Raw genomic sequence first — 18,541 nt, forward strand, 5'->3', positions numbered from 1 at the left:
ACGAACCGTATAGGCTTGTCATAAAAGGACTTAACGTTTTTGGTTTAGCATCTTCGTTAGCATGTCTGCTAAAGGAGATGATGGCTGTGCAGTATATTTATCTTTTAGAGATTGGAGAGCTTCCTCTTGGCTTTTCTTCAATTCTTCTTTATATTTTTTCTGTTTACGTTTTTTCATCTGATCATTAAGCAATTTACTGAATTGCTGATCGTTTGAATTACGGAGTTGGTCCATCCATTCTTTGTTGTTTGGATCAATCAATTTAATCACTTCTTTCTATTGGTTTTTAATATAATATTTGATAAAGAGTTCTTGTCCAACTTTCCCTTTTATATCACCTCCCTGATTAAAGGCATGCATAACCGGAGGTTCCCTTCATATGCTTGTCTTATCTTTCTATTCATAGCGCCTCAATAATGAACACAAAATAAGGCATAGAATAATGTATGAGGAAGTCATTCAATGGCTTGTATTATTTTCCTAAAATAATTTATTTTTTATAAATCCATGAACATTTTACCGGTACTAGTCTGTAAAGTTATTAGGCCTCTACTTGGAGTTCTTTTTTTTGGTTTTTTTCTGTATGGTGGTCTCTAATTTATTTGAAATCATATATTGAGATGAGGATTTCTTTCCAACATATTTCATATGAAATTGGGTGAGACCAAAATGTTTGCTGTCCATTATTTTGAAAACAAAAACCTATTGTTGAGCCAGCTCCTTCAGCGCGTTCCTTCGGTTGGGGAAGAATTAAAGATAAAGGGACGAAAAGCGAAGATCTCTAGTGTTACCAATGTGGAGGGAATTAAGTTTCATGTCCAGGTAGAGTTGGAAAAAGTGACTAAGGGGAAAACAGCGGTGATTGACAACTCTAAAAAGAGAAAAAGGTAAATTATTAATCAGTCAATAAGGTTGCAGAAGATCTTCGAAAACCCCAAAAAACCATCAAATTTTTTTGATGGTTTTTTGTTATGGATTACACCCACTTCTTCAATTCCTCAATAAACCCCAAAACCTCGTTCTCTTTCGTCGCCCACGATGTCACCAGCCGAATCGCTGAGCGTTCAGCATCTACCTTTTCCCACACATGGAAATCATATTTCTTCTCTAATTCAGCAATTAACACATCAGGGAAAATCGGAAAAATTTGATTGGATGGCGAATGCGTTAAAAACTCAACATTTGCTTTTGTCAATGCATCCCGTAGTATCCCAGCCATTTTATTGGCGTGCTTTGCTAAATCAAAAAACAAATGGTCCCTGAACAATTCATGAAATTGGATCCCCAATAACCTTCCCTTCGCAAGCATCGCCCCTTTTTGCTTCATATGATAGCGGAAATCTTCTTTGAGAGAATCTCGGCAGATAACCAAAGCTTCGCCTAATAACGCCCCGTTCTTTGTGCCGCCAATATAGAAAGCATCGACCAGTTGAGGAAGATCACTTAAATGAAGATCATTTTCCTCAGAACAAAGCGCAGACCCAAGTCTTGCCCCGTCCATATATAAAATGAGGTTATTCTTCCGACAAAACTCACTTAGCCGTCCCAACTCGTCTTTTTTATAAATCGAGCCGATTTCAGTCGAGTTTGATATGTATACCAACTTAGGTTTTACCATATGTTCATCCGGATGGCCTTCAAGCACAGCTTTCACGCCTTCAGGTGTCAGCTTCCCGTCCTTACTCTCAACAGATAGAATCTTATGACCTGTGGCTTCTATGGCTCCTGTTTCATGCCCAAGAATATGTCCTGAACCCACCGAGATAGCAGCCTCATGCGGTCTTAGAAAAGCAGAAATAGCGGTTAAATTGGTTTGCGTGCCTCCTGTTAATAAGTGAACATCCACGTCTATTTGACCTAATTTCTCCTTGATCAGCTTTACCGCATGCAAAGTATACTGATCCTCTCCATATCCAGTCTCTTGGACCAAATTAGACTCCATTAACGCCTGTAAAATCTGAGGATGTGCTCCCTCACTATAGTCATTCTTAAAGCTGTACATGGTCTTACCCCCATAATTAATTTTCCAAAGCAAACCCATTTTCAATCGTACCATAATCCGTTAATTTGCGCGGGAAGAATTTAGTGGTTTTATTTCAATATTTACCTCTGCCGCCCCTCGAATACTTTGCTTTGTATGGGTGACGATATATGTGTAAGACATTATTTTTAGGGAGTGACGTTCTTGAAAAAAGGTTTAGTTACTTTCGTTTTAGCCTCAACCCTAGTCGGATTAACCGGCTGTGCAGATAATAATGATAACGCAACAAACAACAATTTAAGAAACACTAATAACCGCCTAGACGTTCAAAATGTAAGAAACAACAACCGTTTAAATGTCAATAACGTCAATGAACATAATTTACGCTATTCCAACCGGGCTGGCAGGGCCGTTGAAAAATTACAAGAAGTGGATTTAGCCCATGTTATCGTCCGAAATAACGATGCGTATGTGGCGGTTCGTTTAAAAAATGATCGCTTTCAGACTGGAACTGGGACAACAAACAACCGTAACAACATGGGGACAACCGGCACAACCAATAACCTAGGCACCAACAGCCGGGAAAACCATATAACCGCCCGTGGTGCAGGAACAGGCTTTAACGGAAACTATCCAAGTACGACCGGCATCAATGCTACTGATAATACAGGAACAGCATTAAACCCTGGGACAGGCAGAACCGCTCCTGGAACAATCGGAATTCGCGGGACAACTAATGGTACCAACAACGATAACACGTTTACAGGCACAAATGACGGTACGGCTGGCACCAATGATGGTACCACTCGTGCGAACTACAAAAGTGTTTCCTCCCCACTTGATCAAAGAATTGCAGACCAAGTTCGCCGTGCCGACAGTAAAATCCATCGTGTTTATATTTCGTATGACCGTGATTTCTTCAGACAGATGACAAACTATTCAACCGACCTTAACAATGGCCGAAATAAAGGTACCAACCTTTGGAATAACTTTACAAACACTGTAAATAACTTTTTCCGTTAATTTTTTAAAAGAAGCATCGCCTTTCCTTTGGCTATGCTTCTTTCTGTATGTATCTATTTATGATGATCAATTAATTGATCTTTATCATCTGCTTGCGGCGGTTCCTCCATCCATCCATTTTTTATCATGATGTTAGCCCCATCTTCTGCATAGAGGGCAATTTCCGGAATTAACGATGCATATCTTAATCCCAAATCCCTTCGAGGACTTGCCCCCATAGACATTCCATAGTTGCCAACACCTGCTGCTATCATGGCTGATGTGATAAACATCATGATCTTATCGGAAAAGATGGAAGAAGTAGTGTCCATGACGTTGGAATCCCAGTTCATCGGTGCCGGAAGGTCTTCTCTAATGAGAATATCACTAAAGAGATTCATATGTTTTTGGGCAATTTGTTTTCCTCTTTTGAAAAACTGTCTAACCTCTTCACTCTTGGCAATTTGGCCAAACCCTGTAATCAAGGCTTTTCCAATTGCATTCGTTTGGATATTTAAAAACAAATGAGTGATTTCCACTGATGTCAAAGATCTTTTTGTACCCAAAAATCCGGCTAAAAAATGTTGTTTGTCAACAAAGTCAACCCGATCTGGCAATGAAATATACGGTGGTCTTACATATGTGCCCTGTTTTAACATCAAGTCACGGGTAAGATCCTGTAATTTCACTGCTATTTTTAAAACCCTTTTATGAAAATCTACCACTTCTCCACGAGTAACTAGTCCCAAGGCCGCACTGCTTGCTGTCATAGCCAAGATTGACATTTGTCTCAAATACAATAAAACAAAGGTATCTGAAAACAGTTTAGGTGCTTCAGGAAGAACGTCTCTTTCTGTAAATCCTATTGGAACAGGAAATTTTTCCTTTTGAAAGAAATCTCGTAAAAAAGCGATATTACTTTTTGCCGATGTTAATGTAAATTCAATAATCGAGCGAACTTCAGGATTTGCTGATTTCTCTAAAAAGTGGCTGTTTATACAAATGGAACATGTGTCATTTATGTATTGCATCCACAAGACTGACATTTCCGCTGCCGTAAGTCTGTCTTCAGACTGACTCTCCATTGTTCAACACTCTCCCTCGGGCGATTACTTTTTTCTTTAACAACCTGTAAGAATCGCAACCATTCAAAATTGGCATTTTTATGGCCTCAATAGGTTCATCAGGATTATGTTTTCCATTGAGAGGGAATCTTATGAATCAATGTATACGTGTTCCAAAATAAAGAGCGGTAGGATTGCCGCTCTCAATTCCTTCTTTTTTTCAGCTCGTAGATCCTTCGTTTGATTTCTTTTTCGAATCTTTGGAAGAAGTTCTCTATTCCCTTTGATGCCCCTGTATCTAATAGCTTTTTTCCAGCTAATCCAAGTGCCCCTGTTACCTGGCCCTTTGCCTTACAGGTTAAAAGGGTTCCTCCTTGGTGATCTATAAAAATCAGCTTCGCACCGCCTTTTATTTGTCCCATATTGCCATTGCCCTTTAGTTTTAACCGTAATAAGGCTGGCGGCTTTTCTTCATCTAAATGGACTTCCAATTTAAATACGTCTTGAATGGGTCCCAAATTAATTTCTGTTTCTGCGATGTAGTACCCTGCTGATTTTTCTATTAGAGACTTGCAGCCCGGTATCGAATCTTTTAACAGAGTTGCATTTTTTATATACTTCCAGACCAATGTTCTCGGTAACCCGAAGCGATATTGGCATTCGATTTCCATTGTTTCTCCTCCATTCGCCAGCAAATCTGATTATTTATTCATATTCACTGTTGGGCGAAGTGGTTAATGCAATGAAAAAAAGCACTCACATTTTATTGAGTGCCTTCGGCTTGTGAAGAAACTAGCTCTTTTATCTCATTCGCTGATAAATTTAAAAAATCGCTGATAACGTCCAAGAAATCGCTGATAAACTCTAAAATCCGCTGATATCCCGGCAAAAACCGCTGATAAGTTAATATTCTCCCTTTATTACAGCAAGAAAACTTTCAGTGGTGCTTACTTTTCCTCGTTATCTTCTTGATTTGGGGTTAGTTCTTCGGAGAATTCAGTTAAAAAGGCTGGCTTTTGTTGTACGCCTTGTCTTGCAGCCGTCTTGGTTTTTGTTCCAAGTCTTCTATTCGTCACAAAATAAATACCTGTAAAAAGAACAATCATAACAAGACCAGCCACAAGCCCTGTACCTTGTCCTGGGATTAGAGGCATACTCAACAGGACAACAATTAAACTAACCAGGGCTAGATAAGAAGTATAAGGAAATCCCTTGACTTGGCAAATACCTTCCGGAGGACAGCCTGATCGTTTACGAAAACGGATGTGACTTGCCATAATGACTGCATAAGTAAAAATCAATGTGAAACCGCTAGTGCTGATTAATACCAAATAAACTCTAGGAAACAATAGACCAAAACCTAAGCCTAGAAGCATGGCCAGCCCTGAAAAAAGGATACCGCGATAAGGCACATCTTTCTTATCTTTCAAAACAAGCGGTGCATGTCCTTCATCTACTAAGGAACGAATCATTCTTCCCAACCCAAAGATCGCAGCAAGCATGGCTGACAAACTTGCGGAAATCAACACCAGATTAAGGGCCGAACCAGCCCAGCCAATCCCCCACCGATCGAGTGAGGCAACCATCGGACTAATCGTTTCATTTAGGGCTGCTGTTGGAATCAATGGAAGAAGCGCTGCAGCATATAAGATATACAACCCAACTAAAGAAAACACCGTATACCGGATTGCCTTGGGAATCGTATCGCGAGGATTTTTTGCTTCAGACGCTGCAAGACCAATGATTTCGAAACCAGCATAAGCAAAAACCACAAGTAACATACTGCCGAAGATTCCCTTGATCCCCCCAGGCATAAAGGACTCCCTGGCCAACTCCCCTACCCCAACCGCTCTTGCTCCAGGCAGGAACCCTGCAATTAACACAATAGCTGTAAGGATAAAGAAAATGATAGCAAATATTTTCACCCCCGACAGCCCGCTTACGATTTTTCCAAATTTGTCTGCTCCTAATAAATTCACAAGCGTGACCCCTACAATAAGAAAACTGCCGAACACGGCTATTGATAGATGGGGAAACCATTCACGAAGCAGAATGGTGATGGCGGTAGCCTCACTTGACATCGATAAAATCGTTCCCGTCCAATACAGCCATCCTACGACAAATCCGAATCCAGGTCCCAGTTCACGGGCCGCAAAATTACTAAACGAGCCAACGGTTGGATCGGCAACAGTCATTTCCGACAGTGCATAAAGAATCAAATAAACGAGAACACCTGCTAAAATATAGGACAATATTATCGATGGCCCAGCTGCATGGATAGCAACGGATGATCCTAGAAAAAAGGAGCCTCCAATTACACTGCCTAAGGCCATCATCGTTAACTGCCCCGCAGACAGTCCTTTTTGTTTGGTTTCCATTAAACGTTTTCTCCCCATACTTTGAATTTGTTAAAAGATGATAAAGTTATTATTTGCGGACCAAAATCATTTGATTCTAGAAAGAACCATTAGATCCAAATCAGCTGTACATCGTAAAACAAAAAGAAACCGCTCAATACCCATGAGCGGTTTCTCTGGTTTTCTTATGTTTGAATGATTTAACGTTTTACATATAAGTATGTTCGACCGGCTGATTTGCCGAGCCAATGTTTAAATATACTTTTTCCAGCTCACCCAGGGTCATTTCATAAAGATGCTTATTTTTGATTTTGAAGATCCCTGATTCAATTAGTTGATCAATCAAAATTTTTCTTTTCTCCTGGACAGCTTCCTTAAGTAATTCACTCACTCTAGAAACCTCCATTCATAGACTAAAAATTTTTGACCTTCTGTTTATCATTATAAATAGTCCTATTTTAAAATATTGTCGAATCGGCAGATTCGTTTAAATTTTAACGTTATTTTAATGAACGTAATAATATTTCCTTATGGACATCATGTTTTATTACCATACTGTTACACTTGTTATTTTTGAAGGTTGATAAATTAATTGCTATACTTTTTATTAATAAAAACTTCCCAGGAGACCAAGGTGATGATCCGTGAAAAGATATGCAAACTTAGATGGTGTAGAAAATAATAAAACATTCAAAGACATGAGAAAATGGCAAAAAGAACGTAAAGCAAAGGTTAAAGATCTATCGGTCAACATTGAACAGTCGCCGGTAAAAATGGTAAAAGAAATACATGAAAACAAAAGCAAGACTTCTTATACCTGGATTGGCCATTCCACCTTTTTGATTCAGCTTAATGGCGTCAATATTCTAACAGACCCAGTCTGGGCCAAGCGAATGGGCTTTCAGAAACGGTTGACCGCACCTGGAATAGCCTTAGAGGACATACCAGCGATTGATATTGTGGTCATTTCACATGGCCATTACGACCATCTAGACTTTCCTACACTAAAAAAGTTAAAAGGCGATCCTCATTATTATGTACCAGCGGGTTTAAAATCACTCTTCTTAAAGAAAGGTTATCAGAACGTAACCGAATTAAACTGGTGGGAGAGTACTGAACATAATGGCGTCAACATTACATTTGTTCCCGCCCAGCATTGGACAAGACGGACGTTAACGGATATAAATTCATCCCACTGGGGTGGATTTATTTTTCAAACCGAAGGGGAAACCCTTTATTTTGTAGGTGATACTGGCTATTTTAGCGGCTTTAAACAAATCGCTGAACGTTTTTCTATAGATACGGTCTTCATGCCGATTGGCGCCTATGAACCAGAATGGTTTATGGCTGTTTCCCATATTTCACCGGAAGACAGCGTGAAAGCCTTCCTAGAGCTAAAGGCAGAAACATTCGTTCCCATGCATTACGGTGCCTATCGTTTAGCCGATGACACTGGACCTGAAGCATTAGAACGATTATACCGTGCGTGGGAATATCAACAGCTCTCAAAAGATCAATTAAAGGTTCTGTTACTTGGTGAAACGGTCATGTAATTTCTATTAAAAGGATGTTTGTCCAGCCTTGGGCAGGCATCCTTTTTTTGCCGCTTCTTCTATTGACACTAAACTGTAATACCCTCATAACACCTCTGATAAACTCATTTGTTAAAATCAACAACATGAATTTACGAACGAAAACAGCTTATTTTATAGAAAGTAGTGGTGTTATGGTGATCAAAAAGGTTCTCAAACTCTTTGGCTTGTCCATCTTGCTTTCCTCTGGCGAAATGATTTTAACTAATCATCAGGCTCATGCAGAAATATTAAGTAACTCCCCTGTCCCTCCTAGTACCGATTTATCCGATCAAAATAAAAAACTTCTCCAGGTATCAGAGGATCTCCAAGAAAATATGCAAGCCATTCAGAAAGCGGAACAAAACCAAGAGGATCTGCAACTAGAGATACATAAACTCGAAATAAACAAGAAACTCTTAAATGAGAAACTAAGCAAACGAACAAAGGTCTTAAAAGAACGGGCCATTGCCTACCAGCACAGTGATAGACAGATTACTTATCTAGAAGTATTAATGGGTTCGACTAGTTTAAGTGACTTTTTCAATCGGACCGGTGCTCTTGCGGCTATTGCTGAAGCCGATCGAGAACTGATAGAACAACAAGAAAACGAACAGAAGAAATATGTTCTTCAAGAAGAAAACTTACATAATAATTTGACAGCACTAGACAAATTAAAAGATAATCTAGAAAAAAGAAAAACAACTCTTGAAAAGCAGCAGGCTGAATTTAAAGAAATCGCCATTCAGGTTGAACGCCCTTCCATGGATAAGAGTGGCACTCCAGCTGCACCCTCAAACATAATCGGAGAAGTGCAGCCGAAAAACGGCTATATACTTACGGTCATTAATGCCGGCAAGAAATATATCGGCAGGTCAACCTATGTGTTTGGCGGGGGAAGAAGTGCCGATGATATTGCCCATGGGCGGTTTGACTGCTCTGGTTTCGTTCATTGGGCGTTTGCAGAAGCTGGGATCCAAATCGGACAGAATACCGATTCGATCAAACAGGACGGACGACAGGTTTCTCCTGCTAACATGCAGCCGGGTGATCTTGTGTTCTTTGATACGTATAAAAGAGACGGCCATGTTGGGATTTATATCGGGGGCGGCAAATTCATCGGCTCCCAATCCTCCACAGGAGTGGCGATCGCCGATATGACAAGCGGCTATTGGAAGAGTACCTTTAACGGACGGGTGGTCAGAATCTAATCCCCCGCATAAGTCTTTTGGAAATCAACTCCTGCATATTTCTGTTGTTTTCCTTGTTATAATGGAATATCAGGGAGTGATAGATATGAAAATGTTGAAATACTTGATTAGTTTTGTATTAGTTATTGGACTTGGCACTGCCGTATGGATTTATTATCCTCATTATCAGCTTTACCAAATGAAAAAACACACGGTTAAAGCGAGTCAACCTGACAATAAAGTGTCTTATTTTACTTATTTAAAAGACTTAAAAGCTGACACCCTGCATCACTTAGCCTTAGGTGATTCAATTATCCGCGGTGTAGGGGCCGATCAGACAGAAAATATGGTTACGCAGTTTTCTACTTCTTTAAGCGAACAGACTGATAAAAAAATTGATTTCGACAATCAAGGGATTAGCGGGATTACAAGCGGTGAATTGAACGGGCTTGTTCAAAATGGGCAGTTTGATGAATCGATTAAGCAAGCAGATATTATCACGATTAACGTCGGCGGAAATGATGTTCTTAAAGCGGCTGATGGGCTCGATTTTGAATCCGTATTTGATACCTATGATCAACTGCAATCCACCTACACGAAAAATTTAGCGAGCATTACATCTAGAGTCGTCGAGTTAAACCCTAATGCCACAATTGTTTTGTTAGAATTATATAACCCGTTATCGCCTGATAACCAGATGTATTCCCTGGCAGACCAGCTGCTGCCGAAATGGAATGTCCATATTTATGAGGTCGCAGACAAGCTTCCCTCTTCCATTGTCATTGAAACGACAAAAGTGATTAATGGTGAACATTTACAAAATTTATCGGCCGACGGTGTTCATCCGAATGAAGCTGGATACACCGCCATTTCTGAACAAATGATCTATCAATTAAAACATCAGTATCGAAAAACCTCAGCATAAAAAAAACGATGGAGCTTATGTCTCCATCGTTTTATATTGCTACAAACGTTTTCAAGTTAAATAAAATTTTTATTCATTCTCTTGATCCGAATTTCACTCTTGGTCCGTCTTCTTTTAAGGCGATTTATACGTTCTTTTTCATAGAAATAATGAACGATGAAGTATGATACTACACTGAGAATGATCCCAAAAATCGTCATTCCAATCAATGCGTGAAATCCTCCATGAATGAGATAAACTAAACTATGGAAATCACCGTGCATGAGTCGCTCAAATGAAAAGGAACCATGTTGGCCAATATTAACTTTCATTGGGTAAATGAGTTTCCCCAATTTTCTGGCAAAAGGTAATAAAATAACTGGCAGCAAGGTTAATTTACCAATTACGTTACCGATAATGGAAGCCGGTATGGAACCTTTACCTAATCGGACAATCGGAACAAATAATATATATATGAGGGACGCTGATGAAATGACTAACATTTCTAACCCAAAACCAAGCGCGAATCCTAATGATACCTTCCTTGCCCCTTCTGGAGAACGGAGAAGTTTTAAAAAGTTTAACTTAAAAGCACGTCCTAGACGTTGTAAGAAATTATACTTTTTATGTTTTATGCTCATAAGTTAACCTCCTCGTCCCATTACAAAATAAGATTATAACTTAATTATATTCTAAATAAGCCAAATAAACCAGATGAACTACTCAAGAATTGGCTGATTTTTATTATTTTTAAAAAATTCTTTAACCAATCCATTCCGCCTTATTTTGAATGATGAGTTTATTTTTCCTAGTATCTTCACAATTAGCGCATGCTACTTATAGGGAAAGTGATACTATTTTATTGTATGATATATTTAAATCTATTTTTTGTGAGGAGTTAAACCATGTTACAGCCATTTAATGCCCTTATTGCAGATAAGCAGGAGGAGAACTTTTCTGTTGAAATAAAAAAACTTACTTTATCCGATCTTCCTGAGGGAGAAATCCTCATTCAAGTCCACTATTCGAGTGTGAACTATAAAGATAGTTTGGCAAGCATCCCAAACGGTAATATCGTAACCCGTTATCCGTTTGTTCCTGGGATTGATTTAGCAGGCGTTGTCGTGTCATCTAGTGACACGCGTTTCCAAGAAGGAGACGAAGTAATTGCTACCAGTTATGAAATTGGAGTTTCTCATTTTGGCGGATATAGTGAGTATGCCCGAATCCCTGCTAAATGGGTCGTTCCATTGCCAAATGGGTTAACATTAAAGCAAGCGATGGTCATTGGAACAGCTGGATTTACAGCTGCACTATCCGTGCAACGGTTAGAAGAAAATCAAGTATCACCTGATAAAGGGAAAGTGCTTGTTACTGGTGCCACTGGCGGTGTGGGCAGTTTTGCCGTCTCCATTCTCGCTAACTTAGGCTATGAGGTGGAAGCGAGTACTGGTAAAGCATGTGAGCACGATTACTTGAAAAAGCTTGGTGCAGCAACAGTTGTGCCGCGTGAGGAAGTGTTTGATGGAAAAATTAGAGCCCTTGGCAAACAAAAATGGTTTGCTGCAGTCGATCCGGTTGGTGGTGAGCCGCTTGCATCGTTGTTAAGTCAAATTCAATATGGCGGGTCAGTTGCTGCAAGCGGCTTAACTGCAGGGACAAAGCTACCGTCTACTGTGTTTCCTTTCATCCTAAGAGGCATAAATTTGCTTGGGATTGATTCCGTTTATTGTCCGATGGAGGCTCGCTTAAAGATTTGGGACCGTCTTGCCAGCGACTTTAAGCCGGCAAACTTAGATGAACTTATTCAAGACGAAGTCACGTTAGAACAGCTGCCAAGCGTCCTTCCTACCTTATTGAAAGGACAGGCCCGAGGAAGAATCATTGTAAAAATGATTTAAACATTTATAAAGGGTAGAAGTGAATCATGACTTACTGATTATTTCCCTGATTTCAATGAAAGAAGACTGCATTTTAGGGCAGTCTTCTTTAACGTTCTTTAGAAAGGATATTTTCTTCGATAGGCAGATGTAGTTCCTCAATCCCTTTAACCACCAATTGAGCAATTTGCTCAGCCCCATATTTCTGAAAATGAATGGCATCCCTTGCTCCATCCGGAAAATTTGGATACTCCCCGGGCTTCAGCCATAAAAATAATTTCTTTGTTTGTACGGGACCCAGCTGCTGGTATAAGCTTTTACTCATCTCAGATAAATCAATAAGCGGAACATTTTCTTCTCTTGCCAAGGCCTTCATCGCGTCTGGATAACGGCCATGAGTTTCTAGTGCAATTCCCTGGTCGGAGAAACTCATTTTTTGAACCGGTGTAATTAGAACAGGGAAAGCACCTTTCTCGCGCGCCCCTTCAATATACTTTTTTAAGTTCGTTTTGTAAGTCGTATTTGGATTCGTATATAGGCTTTGGTATCTATATTTAGCATCATTGTGGCCAAACTGAATAAAAAGATAATCTCCCTTTTGTATACTGTTGAGGATCCAATTTAATCGTCCCTCCCGAATGAAGCTTTTTGAGCTTCTTCCCGGTTTGGCATAATTCCGAATCTTTACTTGCTCATCGAACATGGCTGGAAGCATCTGTCCCCAGCCAGTACGCGGGAAAATGGTTGTTGGATAGTCGGATACGGTTGAATCTCCGGCAAGATAGATAGTGACTGTCTTCGAATTTTCTTCTGCCTTAGCAGTTATTGGTGTGGATTCCGATTGAATAAAGATCATGTAAGCAGAAAAACCCGCTATCACTACCAGCAGAGAGAGGAAAGCCAATTTCATTTTTAACCCTATTTTCAATACTTTTTTCCCCCTATAAAAAAACAACATTAGTAATATTGTTTCTGTATGTGAACCAATCAATCCATTTTTACACCTTTTTTAGGTTAATGTACAGCAATTTAATTCTTTTTTCATAAATTTTATCGTTCTAAAAGAACAAAAGCGCAAGCGCCTTGAACAGCCCCGACAAGCATAAGACAAGCTGGCCGGAAGGTTGCATTTTAACCTTTTGGACGGATTGGCTGTAGACCATCGAGGGGCTAGGCGCTGGAGCTGGACGTCGACAGTCTTTTGATTAAAAGTTACCTACAAGCGAAAATTCAATAATTTCCTAAATCACAAAAAAAAGAGGCAGAATACCTGCCCCTCTTAGTTTTATTCGTGGAAATTAGTACCATCAGTTGTTGCTTTTACGATTTCAGCACGGATTACGAAGTCACCGAAGTGTTCGCCTTCCTGTCTTTCTTTCGCATATCTCGGAAGAATCACACGTAACTCTTTTAAAATTTCTTCTTCACCGATATTTTCGCGGTACATTTTGCTTAGTCGGGTACCATCATGGGCTGCGCCAAGATACATATTGTACTTGCCGACCGCTTTACCGATAAAGCCGATTTCACCAAGTGCGTGTCTTGCACAACCATTTGGACATCCAGTCATACGGATTGTGATCTCTTCATCTCGCAAGCCTGCTTCATCCACAATCTCATCGATTTTGGTGATAAGAGATGGAAGGTAACGCTCTGCTTCAGCCATTGCTAATCCACATGTTGGCAGAGCCACACAAGCCATGGAGCTGCGGCGAAGGGCAGAGTAATGCAAGCCGTCTGTTAATCCATATTTTTCAATCAATTCATTGATCTTTTTCTTCTTCTGGGTTGATACATTGGCAATAATGACGTTCTGATTACCAGTTAAGTGGAAATCGCCTGTATGTACCTTAGCAATTTCACGTAAACCAGTCTTCAATTGATAATCAGGATAATCCGCCACACGGCCGTTCTCAATAAACAGGGTGAAGTTCCATTTTCCTTGAACACCTTTTACCCAGCCATAGCGGTCGGTATTATTGTCGAACTTAAATGGCTTCGCTTCTTCCAGACTCCAGCCAAGGCGGCTTTCAAGTTCAGCCTTGACGTTTTCGAGGCCAAGTCTGTCAACTGTATACTTAAAGCGGGCATTTTTACGAACGGAACGGTTCCCGTAATCGCGTTGAATCGTAATGGTCTTTTCAGCCACTTCATAAAGTTGGTGCGGTTTAACAAATCCAATTACTTTGGCCAGCTGCGGATAGGTTGCGGTATCACCGTGTGACATACCCATACCTCCGCCAATACCAACGTTAAAGCCGATTAGTTTGCCATCTTCGACAATCGCAATGAATGCAAGGTCTTGTGAAAAGACATCAATATCATTGGATGGCGGAACAGCAATACCAATTTTGAACTTACGAGGCAGGTAAGTTGGGCCATACATTGGTTCTACTTCTTCAAATTCAGGAGTGCCGGCTACTTTTTCTTCATCGAGCCATACTTCATAATAGGCTCTTGTTTTAGGAAGCAGGTCTTCACTTAATTTCTTAGACCATTCATACACTTCCGCATGAAGTTCAGACTGATATGGATTAGAAGAACACATCACGTTACGGTTCACGTCACCGCAAGCTGCGATGGTATCCATCATTGCCTCATTAATTTCTTGAATGGTGTTTTTCATATTCCATTTAAGAATGCCATGCATTTGCCATGTTTCGCGTGTTGTAAGCTTTAATGTACCATTTCCATATTTGTCAGCAAGATCATCCATCACTAACCATTGGTTCGGTGCTGCGACTCCCCCTGGAAGGCGGACACGAAGCATGAATTGATAAGCTGGTTCTAATTTTTGTTTCGCACGCTCATTGCGAAGGTCACGGTCGTCCTGTAAGTAGCTGCCGTGGTGCTTCATTAAACGGTTATCATCATCTGGAATTCCTGCACTCATTCTGTCAAGCATCACTTCTTTAAGAGTACCACGTAAGTATTTACTCTCAACCTTTATTCGCTCAACATCGCTGGGAGGTCCATCCGGTGCTTTGAAAGTCTGGTTTACCATTTTAAAAATAACTCCTTTCCCTCACAAATCAGTATACATCCCGCTGGTAACGTTTTTGTTGCTGCATGTCAGCAAGATAAGCCTCTGCTTCCTCGCGGCTCATGCTGCCTTCTTTTTCAATGATGTCGATGAGTGTTTTGTGAACATCATGTGCCATATGTTTCTCATCGCCACAGATGTATACAGCGGCACCTTCTTGCAGCCATTGGAATAATTCCTTGCTGTTTTCAAGCATACGGTGCTGTACATATACCTTTTGATCAGTGTCCCTTGAAAACGCCACATCCATTTTTGTTAATGTACCGTTTTGCAGCCACTTTTGCCATTCCACTTGGTATAGGAAGTCCGTCACGAAATGTTGATCACCGAAGAACATCCATGCTTTTCCTTCTGCACCCGTTTCTTCACGTTCCTGCATAAAAGAACGGAATGGTGCTACACCCGTACCAGGTCCAACCATAATGATTGGTGTTTCAGGGTTTTGTGGCAGTTTAAAGTTTTCGTTTTCCTGAACATATACATTTAGGATATCCCCAGGGTTTATGCGATCGGCTACTAATGTGGAACAAACACCATTTCGGAGACGCCCATGTACTTCATAGCGGACAGTACCAATGGTTAAATGAACTTCATCAGGGTTTGCTGTTAAGCTTGATGCAATCGAATATAAACGGCCTGGAATTTTTCTTAAAATAGAAACAAATTCCTGTGCTGTTACGTTCCAAGGTGTATAGTCACGAACTATATCGATTAAATCGCGTCCATTTATATAAGCTTTTACCTCTTCTTCTTTGCCAGGAGCAAGAAGTTCTTGCAGCTCTTGGTTTCCAGTCAGCTCTGCTGCTTTTTGAAGAAGTGGTTTAGTTAGAACACTAATTTCATAGTACGACAGAAGTGCATCACTTAAGGTACGAACATCTCCCTGCTTCACTGTCACCTTTTCATCAGGGCTCAAGTTTAATTCCTTGATTAAAAGATCCACTAACTCTGGGTCATTATCTGGATAAATTCCAAGCGCATCACCCGGTTGAAAAGATAGACCTGAACCTTCGAGTGAAATCTCAAGATGATGTGTTTCTTTGTTTGAGCCACGGCCGTTTAAGTTAATATTTTCGAGAACTTCTGCCTTAAATGGATTCGTTCTTGAGTAAACCGATTCGGTTGCTTGGTTTAATGCCGTTTGTGTTGGAGCCTGTGCTGTGCCTGCGGCCTCACCCAAACTAGCAAGAACTCCTACCAGCCATTCTGCAGCTGGTTCATCGAAATCTACATCACAGTCAAAGCGAGGATAAAGTCGAGTTCCTCCGAGTTCTTCAAGACGGGCATCAAAGTCTTTACCTGTCTGACAGAAAAATTCATAGGAGCTGTCTCCAAGAGCTAAAACGGAGAAATGTAAGTTTTCTAGTTTTGGTGCTCTCTTGCTGTTTATGAAGTCATGGAAGCTGATCGCATTATCAGGCGGCTCCCCTTCTCCATGTGTACTTGCGATGATAAGAAGGTTTTGAAGCTTCTTAAGATTGTTAGGTTTGAAATCGCTCATAGCCGTAACGGTTACTTGATATCCGTTTGCTTCAAGGGTTTGAGCTGATTTTTTCGCTAATCCTTTGGCGTTTCCAGTTTGGGAACCGTAAAGGATTGTTACCTCTTTTGATATTTTTTGAGTTTCAGCAGGAACCTGTGTTAATTGGGCTGCTGCGGTTCCTAATTGGGAGCCTGCAAGATAGCCGCTAAGCCAAACTTTTTGTGTTTCAGACAAGGTTGGCAGGAGTCTGTTCAGAAGCTCTACTTGCTCCTGTGTAAACGGGCTGTTCAATACCTGAAGTTGCAACAATACCACCTCACATGGAATAAAAATTTATTATTTTGAAAAAATTAATGAGAAAAGTCTCTCTAAGAATCTAGCATGCCACTTTTTTTGTTTTCCGACAACTATTATTCTAAAAATACACAGAATTTTTTATAATTAACTGATTTTTGTAATTAGAATCTGACCGGGACTAAAAGATGTTTTTACTGGTTTTTCATATTATGTGGATAATAATTATTTTCTTAACCAGCAAACATCAAGTCGCCCTTCCAACCACTACATCCCGAATAACCCGATGGCTGCTCAAGATACCCGTATGATAGATCTCCCGCCCAAGCTTCGACCATTTCCGAATCTCAGACGTTACCTCAGCAGTCAAGAGTCCTGAGAATAATAAATAAGGAATCACAATTACCTTGCCCTCTGCCTTTTCCATAACCGCAGTTAACGACGCTTGGAACCGGGGCTCTGCAGCCGCTAGAAAACATACCGAAACACCGGTAATATCTAGACGCTTCTTCATGCCACTGACAATCAAACTGAAATCAGCTAGGGTATCTGGATCACTGCTTCCCCTTCCGACAATCAAAACCTGATCCTGCTCCGCCATTGTTCCAACGGTTTCCCTTACCAGTTCAGCGACTGCATCCAGAATCTTCCCCTGAACACCGAAAGGATCCTTCACCACTATAGAAATATCCGGGTACCTCTCACTAAGAGACTCAAGGACATTTGGAATATCTTGTTTTATATGCCCGGCAGCTAATAAAAACAAAGGGACAACCGTTATTTCTGTTGCGCCTCTTTTTACACACTGCCTAAAACCATCTTCAATCGATGGATCTGTTAACTCTAAAAAACTAATCTCTTGTATCGGGACATCAACACACTCACTTACACGGGCAATAAAGGACCTTGCCTCATCTGCCCCCTTTTTTGAGCGTGTCCCATGACCGATATATAAAATGGCTTTCATCTTCGCACCCTCCAAACACTACCCATGAACCACCGGGAGTTTAGGAACAATTTCTTCCTGAAACCAGTTTAACCTTTTATGAAGTTTCACAACCTCACCAATGACAATCATGCTAGGATTGGTAATCGCTGCTTCGTTCACAACGTCACAAATGGTTTCAAGCGTTCCCGTCACCGTTTGCTGATCGGTTAATGTCCCCCAATGGACCAGGGCAATTGGAGTGGTTGGTGATTTGCCGGAATCGATTAATTGCCTGCAAATATTGGGCAGATGGGAAACACCCATATAAATACAAAGAGTGTCCACGCCATTTGCTAAGTGGTGCCATTGATGATCGGCCGCCACATCTCCAGCCTGGTGGCCAGTAATGAATGCAAAGCTCTTACTTATCGAACGATGAGTGACAGGGATCCCAGCATAAGCAGAAGCGGCAATCCCGGAAGTAATCCCGGGAACCACTTCAAACGGAACATCGTGTTTCACACATTCTTCCGCTTCTTCGCCGCCGCGTCCAAATACAAACGGATCGCCGCCTTTTAAACGGACCACCTGATAGCCTTTTTTAGCATATTTCACTAAAAAGTGGTTAATCGTTTCCTGTTTCATTGTATGATAATTTGGAAGTTTGCCGCAGTATACCAGCTGCGCCCCTTCTTTTGCATATTTTAATAGTTCAGGATTAACAAGCCGATCATAAAGGATGACATCGGCTTCCTGCAGGCAGCGCAATCCCTTGACCGTAATTAATTCCGGATCCCCAGGACCCGCACCTACTAAATAAACCTTGCCAGCCATGGCTGTTCAT

General features: G+C 40.7%; 18 protein-coding genes. 6 read left to right on the forward strand and 12 right to left on the reverse strand.

Translation table 11 applies throughout. The features are described 5' to 3' along the window. Window positions 1-30 precede the first annotated feature (30 nt). The gene (locus GXK58_RS00455) at window positions 31-261 is read right to left on the reverse strand and encodes a hypothetical protein (protein WP_160718807.1); all 231 of its coding nucleotides are present in this window, start codon (window positions 259-261) and stop codon (window positions 31-33) included. 408 nt (window positions 262-669) lie between these two features. On the opposite strand from GXK58_RS00455, the gene GXK58_RS00460 reads away from it, so the two are divergent. Beyond that, entirely contained in the window at window positions 670-891 is a 222-nt protein-coding gene (locus GXK58_RS00460) for a hypothetical protein (RefSeq protein ID WP_160718809.1), read from the forward strand. A gap of 85 nt (window positions 892-976) precedes the next feature. On the opposite strand, the gene GXK58_RS00465 is transcribed toward GXK58_RS00460, so the two are convergent. Next, complete coding sequence (locus tag GXK58_RS00465; protein ID WP_160718811.1) at window positions 977-2,002, reverse strand: threonine aldolase family protein; 1,026 nt, start codon at window positions 2,000-2,002, stop codon at window positions 977-979. 183 nt (window positions 2,003-2,185) lie between these two features. Between GXK58_RS00465 and GXK58_RS00470 the strand changes: the two genes are divergently transcribed. After that, entirely contained in the window at window positions 2,186-3,004 is an 819-nt protein-coding gene (locus GXK58_RS00470; RefSeq protein WP_160718813.1) for a YhcN/YlaJ family sporulation lipoprotein, read from the forward strand. A gap of 53 nt (window positions 3,005-3,057) precedes the next feature. On the opposite strand, the gene GXK58_RS00475 is transcribed toward GXK58_RS00470, so the two are convergent. From GXK58_RS00475 to GXK58_RS00490, 4 genes are all read right to left on the reverse strand, one after another. After that, window positions 3,058-4,068, reverse strand: a complete 1,011-nt coding sequence (locus GXK58_RS00475; protein ID WP_160718815.1) for a DUF3231 family protein — start codon at window positions 4,066-4,068, stop codon at window positions 3,058-3,060. Between the two features lie 182 nt (window positions 4,069-4,250). Then, window positions 4,251-4,718 carry an SRPBCC domain-containing protein gene (locus tag GXK58_RS00480; protein WP_160718817.1) on the reverse strand — a complete coding sequence of 156 codons (468 nt, stop codon included), beginning with the start codon at window positions 4,716-4,718 and terminating at the stop codon, window positions 4,251-4,253. A 276-nt stretch (window positions 4,719-4,994) separates the two neighbouring features. Further along, the gene (locus tag GXK58_RS00485) at window positions 4,995-6,425 is read right to left on the reverse strand and encodes an amino acid permease (protein WP_160718819.1); all 1,431 of its coding nucleotides are present in this window, start codon (window positions 6,423-6,425) and stop codon (window positions 4,995-4,997) included. Window positions 6,426-6,612: 187 nt separating this feature from the next. Further along, window positions 6,613-6,795, reverse strand: coding sequence for a Fur-regulated basic protein FbpA (locus GXK58_RS00490; protein WP_160718821.1), 183 nt, complete (start codon window positions 6,793-6,795; stop codon window positions 6,613-6,615). 307 nt (window positions 6,796-7,102) lie between these two features. Here GXK58_RS00490 and GXK58_RS00495 point away from each other — a divergent pair, with 307 nt between their 5' ends. From GXK58_RS00495 to GXK58_RS00505, 3 genes are all read left to right on the forward strand, one after another. Continuing rightward, window positions 7,103-7,957 carry an MBL fold metallo-hydrolase gene (locus GXK58_RS00495; RefSeq protein ID WP_160719722.1) on the forward strand — a complete coding sequence of 285 codons (855 nt, stop codon included), beginning with the start codon at window positions 7,103-7,105 and terminating at the stop codon, window positions 7,955-7,957. A gap of 173 nt (window positions 7,958-8,130) precedes the next feature. Beyond that, entirely contained in the window at window positions 8,131-9,186 is a 1,056-nt protein-coding gene (locus tag GXK58_RS00500) for a C40 family peptidase (protein ID WP_237389519.1), read from the forward strand. An 85-nt stretch (window positions 9,187-9,271) separates the two neighbouring features. Continuing rightward, window positions 9,272-10,090 carry a GDSL-type esterase/lipase family protein gene (locus tag GXK58_RS00505; protein WP_160718823.1) on the forward strand — a complete coding sequence of 273 codons (819 nt, stop codon included), beginning with the start codon at window positions 9,272-9,274 and terminating at the stop codon, window positions 10,088-10,090. Window positions 10,091-10,146: 56 nt separating this feature from the next. Here the strand turns inward: GXK58_RS00505 and GXK58_RS00510 are convergent, their stop codons facing one another. Then, window positions 10,147-10,710, reverse strand: coding sequence for a DUF2062 domain-containing protein (locus tag GXK58_RS00510; protein WP_160718825.1), 564 nt, complete (start codon window positions 10,708-10,710; stop codon window positions 10,147-10,149). A 264-nt stretch (window positions 10,711-10,974) separates the two neighbouring features. On the opposite strand from GXK58_RS00510, the gene GXK58_RS00515 reads away from it, so the two are divergent. Then, window positions 10,975-11,970, forward strand: a complete 996-nt coding sequence (locus GXK58_RS00515; RefSeq protein WP_160718827.1) for an NADPH:quinone oxidoreductase family protein — start codon at window positions 10,975-10,977, stop codon at window positions 11,968-11,970. 88 nt (window positions 11,971-12,058) lie between these two features. Here GXK58_RS00515 and GXK58_RS00520 read toward each other — a convergent pair whose 3' ends face one another. The 5 genes from GXK58_RS00520 to cobA all read right to left on the reverse strand — a co-directional run bounded on the left by GXK58_RS00520 (window position 12,059) and on the right by cobA (window position 18,531). Then, window positions 12,059-12,877: a rhamnogalacturonan acetylesterase gene (locus GXK58_RS00520; protein ID WP_272928105.1), complete on the reverse strand. Its 819-nt coding sequence runs from the start codon at window positions 12,875-12,877 to the stop codon at window positions 12,059-12,061. Window positions 12,878-13,234: 357 nt separating this feature from the next. Next, complete coding sequence (cysI, locus tag GXK58_RS00525; RefSeq protein ID WP_160718829.1) at window positions 13,235-14,953, reverse strand: assimilatory sulfite reductase (NADPH) hemoprotein subunit; 1,719 nt, start codon at window positions 14,951-14,953, stop codon at window positions 13,235-13,237. Window positions 14,954-14,981: 28 nt separating this feature from the next. Next, window positions 14,982-16,781 (reverse strand): assimilatory sulfite reductase (NADPH) flavoprotein subunit, encoded by a 1,800-nt coding sequence (locus GXK58_RS00530; protein ID WP_160718831.1) that lies wholly within the window; start codon window positions 16,779-16,781, stop codon window positions 14,982-14,984. 235 nt (window positions 16,782-17,016) lie between these two features. Beyond that, window positions 17,017-17,736, reverse strand: coding sequence for a sirohydrochlorin chelatase (locus tag GXK58_RS00535; protein ID WP_160718833.1), 720 nt, complete (start codon window positions 17,734-17,736; stop codon window positions 17,017-17,019). 18 nt (window positions 17,737-17,754) lie between these two features. After that, window positions 17,755-18,531, reverse strand: coding sequence for a uroporphyrinogen-III C-methyltransferase (gene cobA / locus GXK58_RS00540; RefSeq protein WP_160718835.1), 777 nt, complete (start codon window positions 18,529-18,531; stop codon window positions 17,755-17,757). Window positions 18,532-18,541: the final 10 nt, after the last annotated feature.

This window comes from Bacillus sp. USDA818B3_A, from assembly GCF_009928415.1.
Taxonomy (GTDB): Bacteria; Bacillota; Bacilli; order Bacillales; family Cytobacillaceae; genus Neobacillus.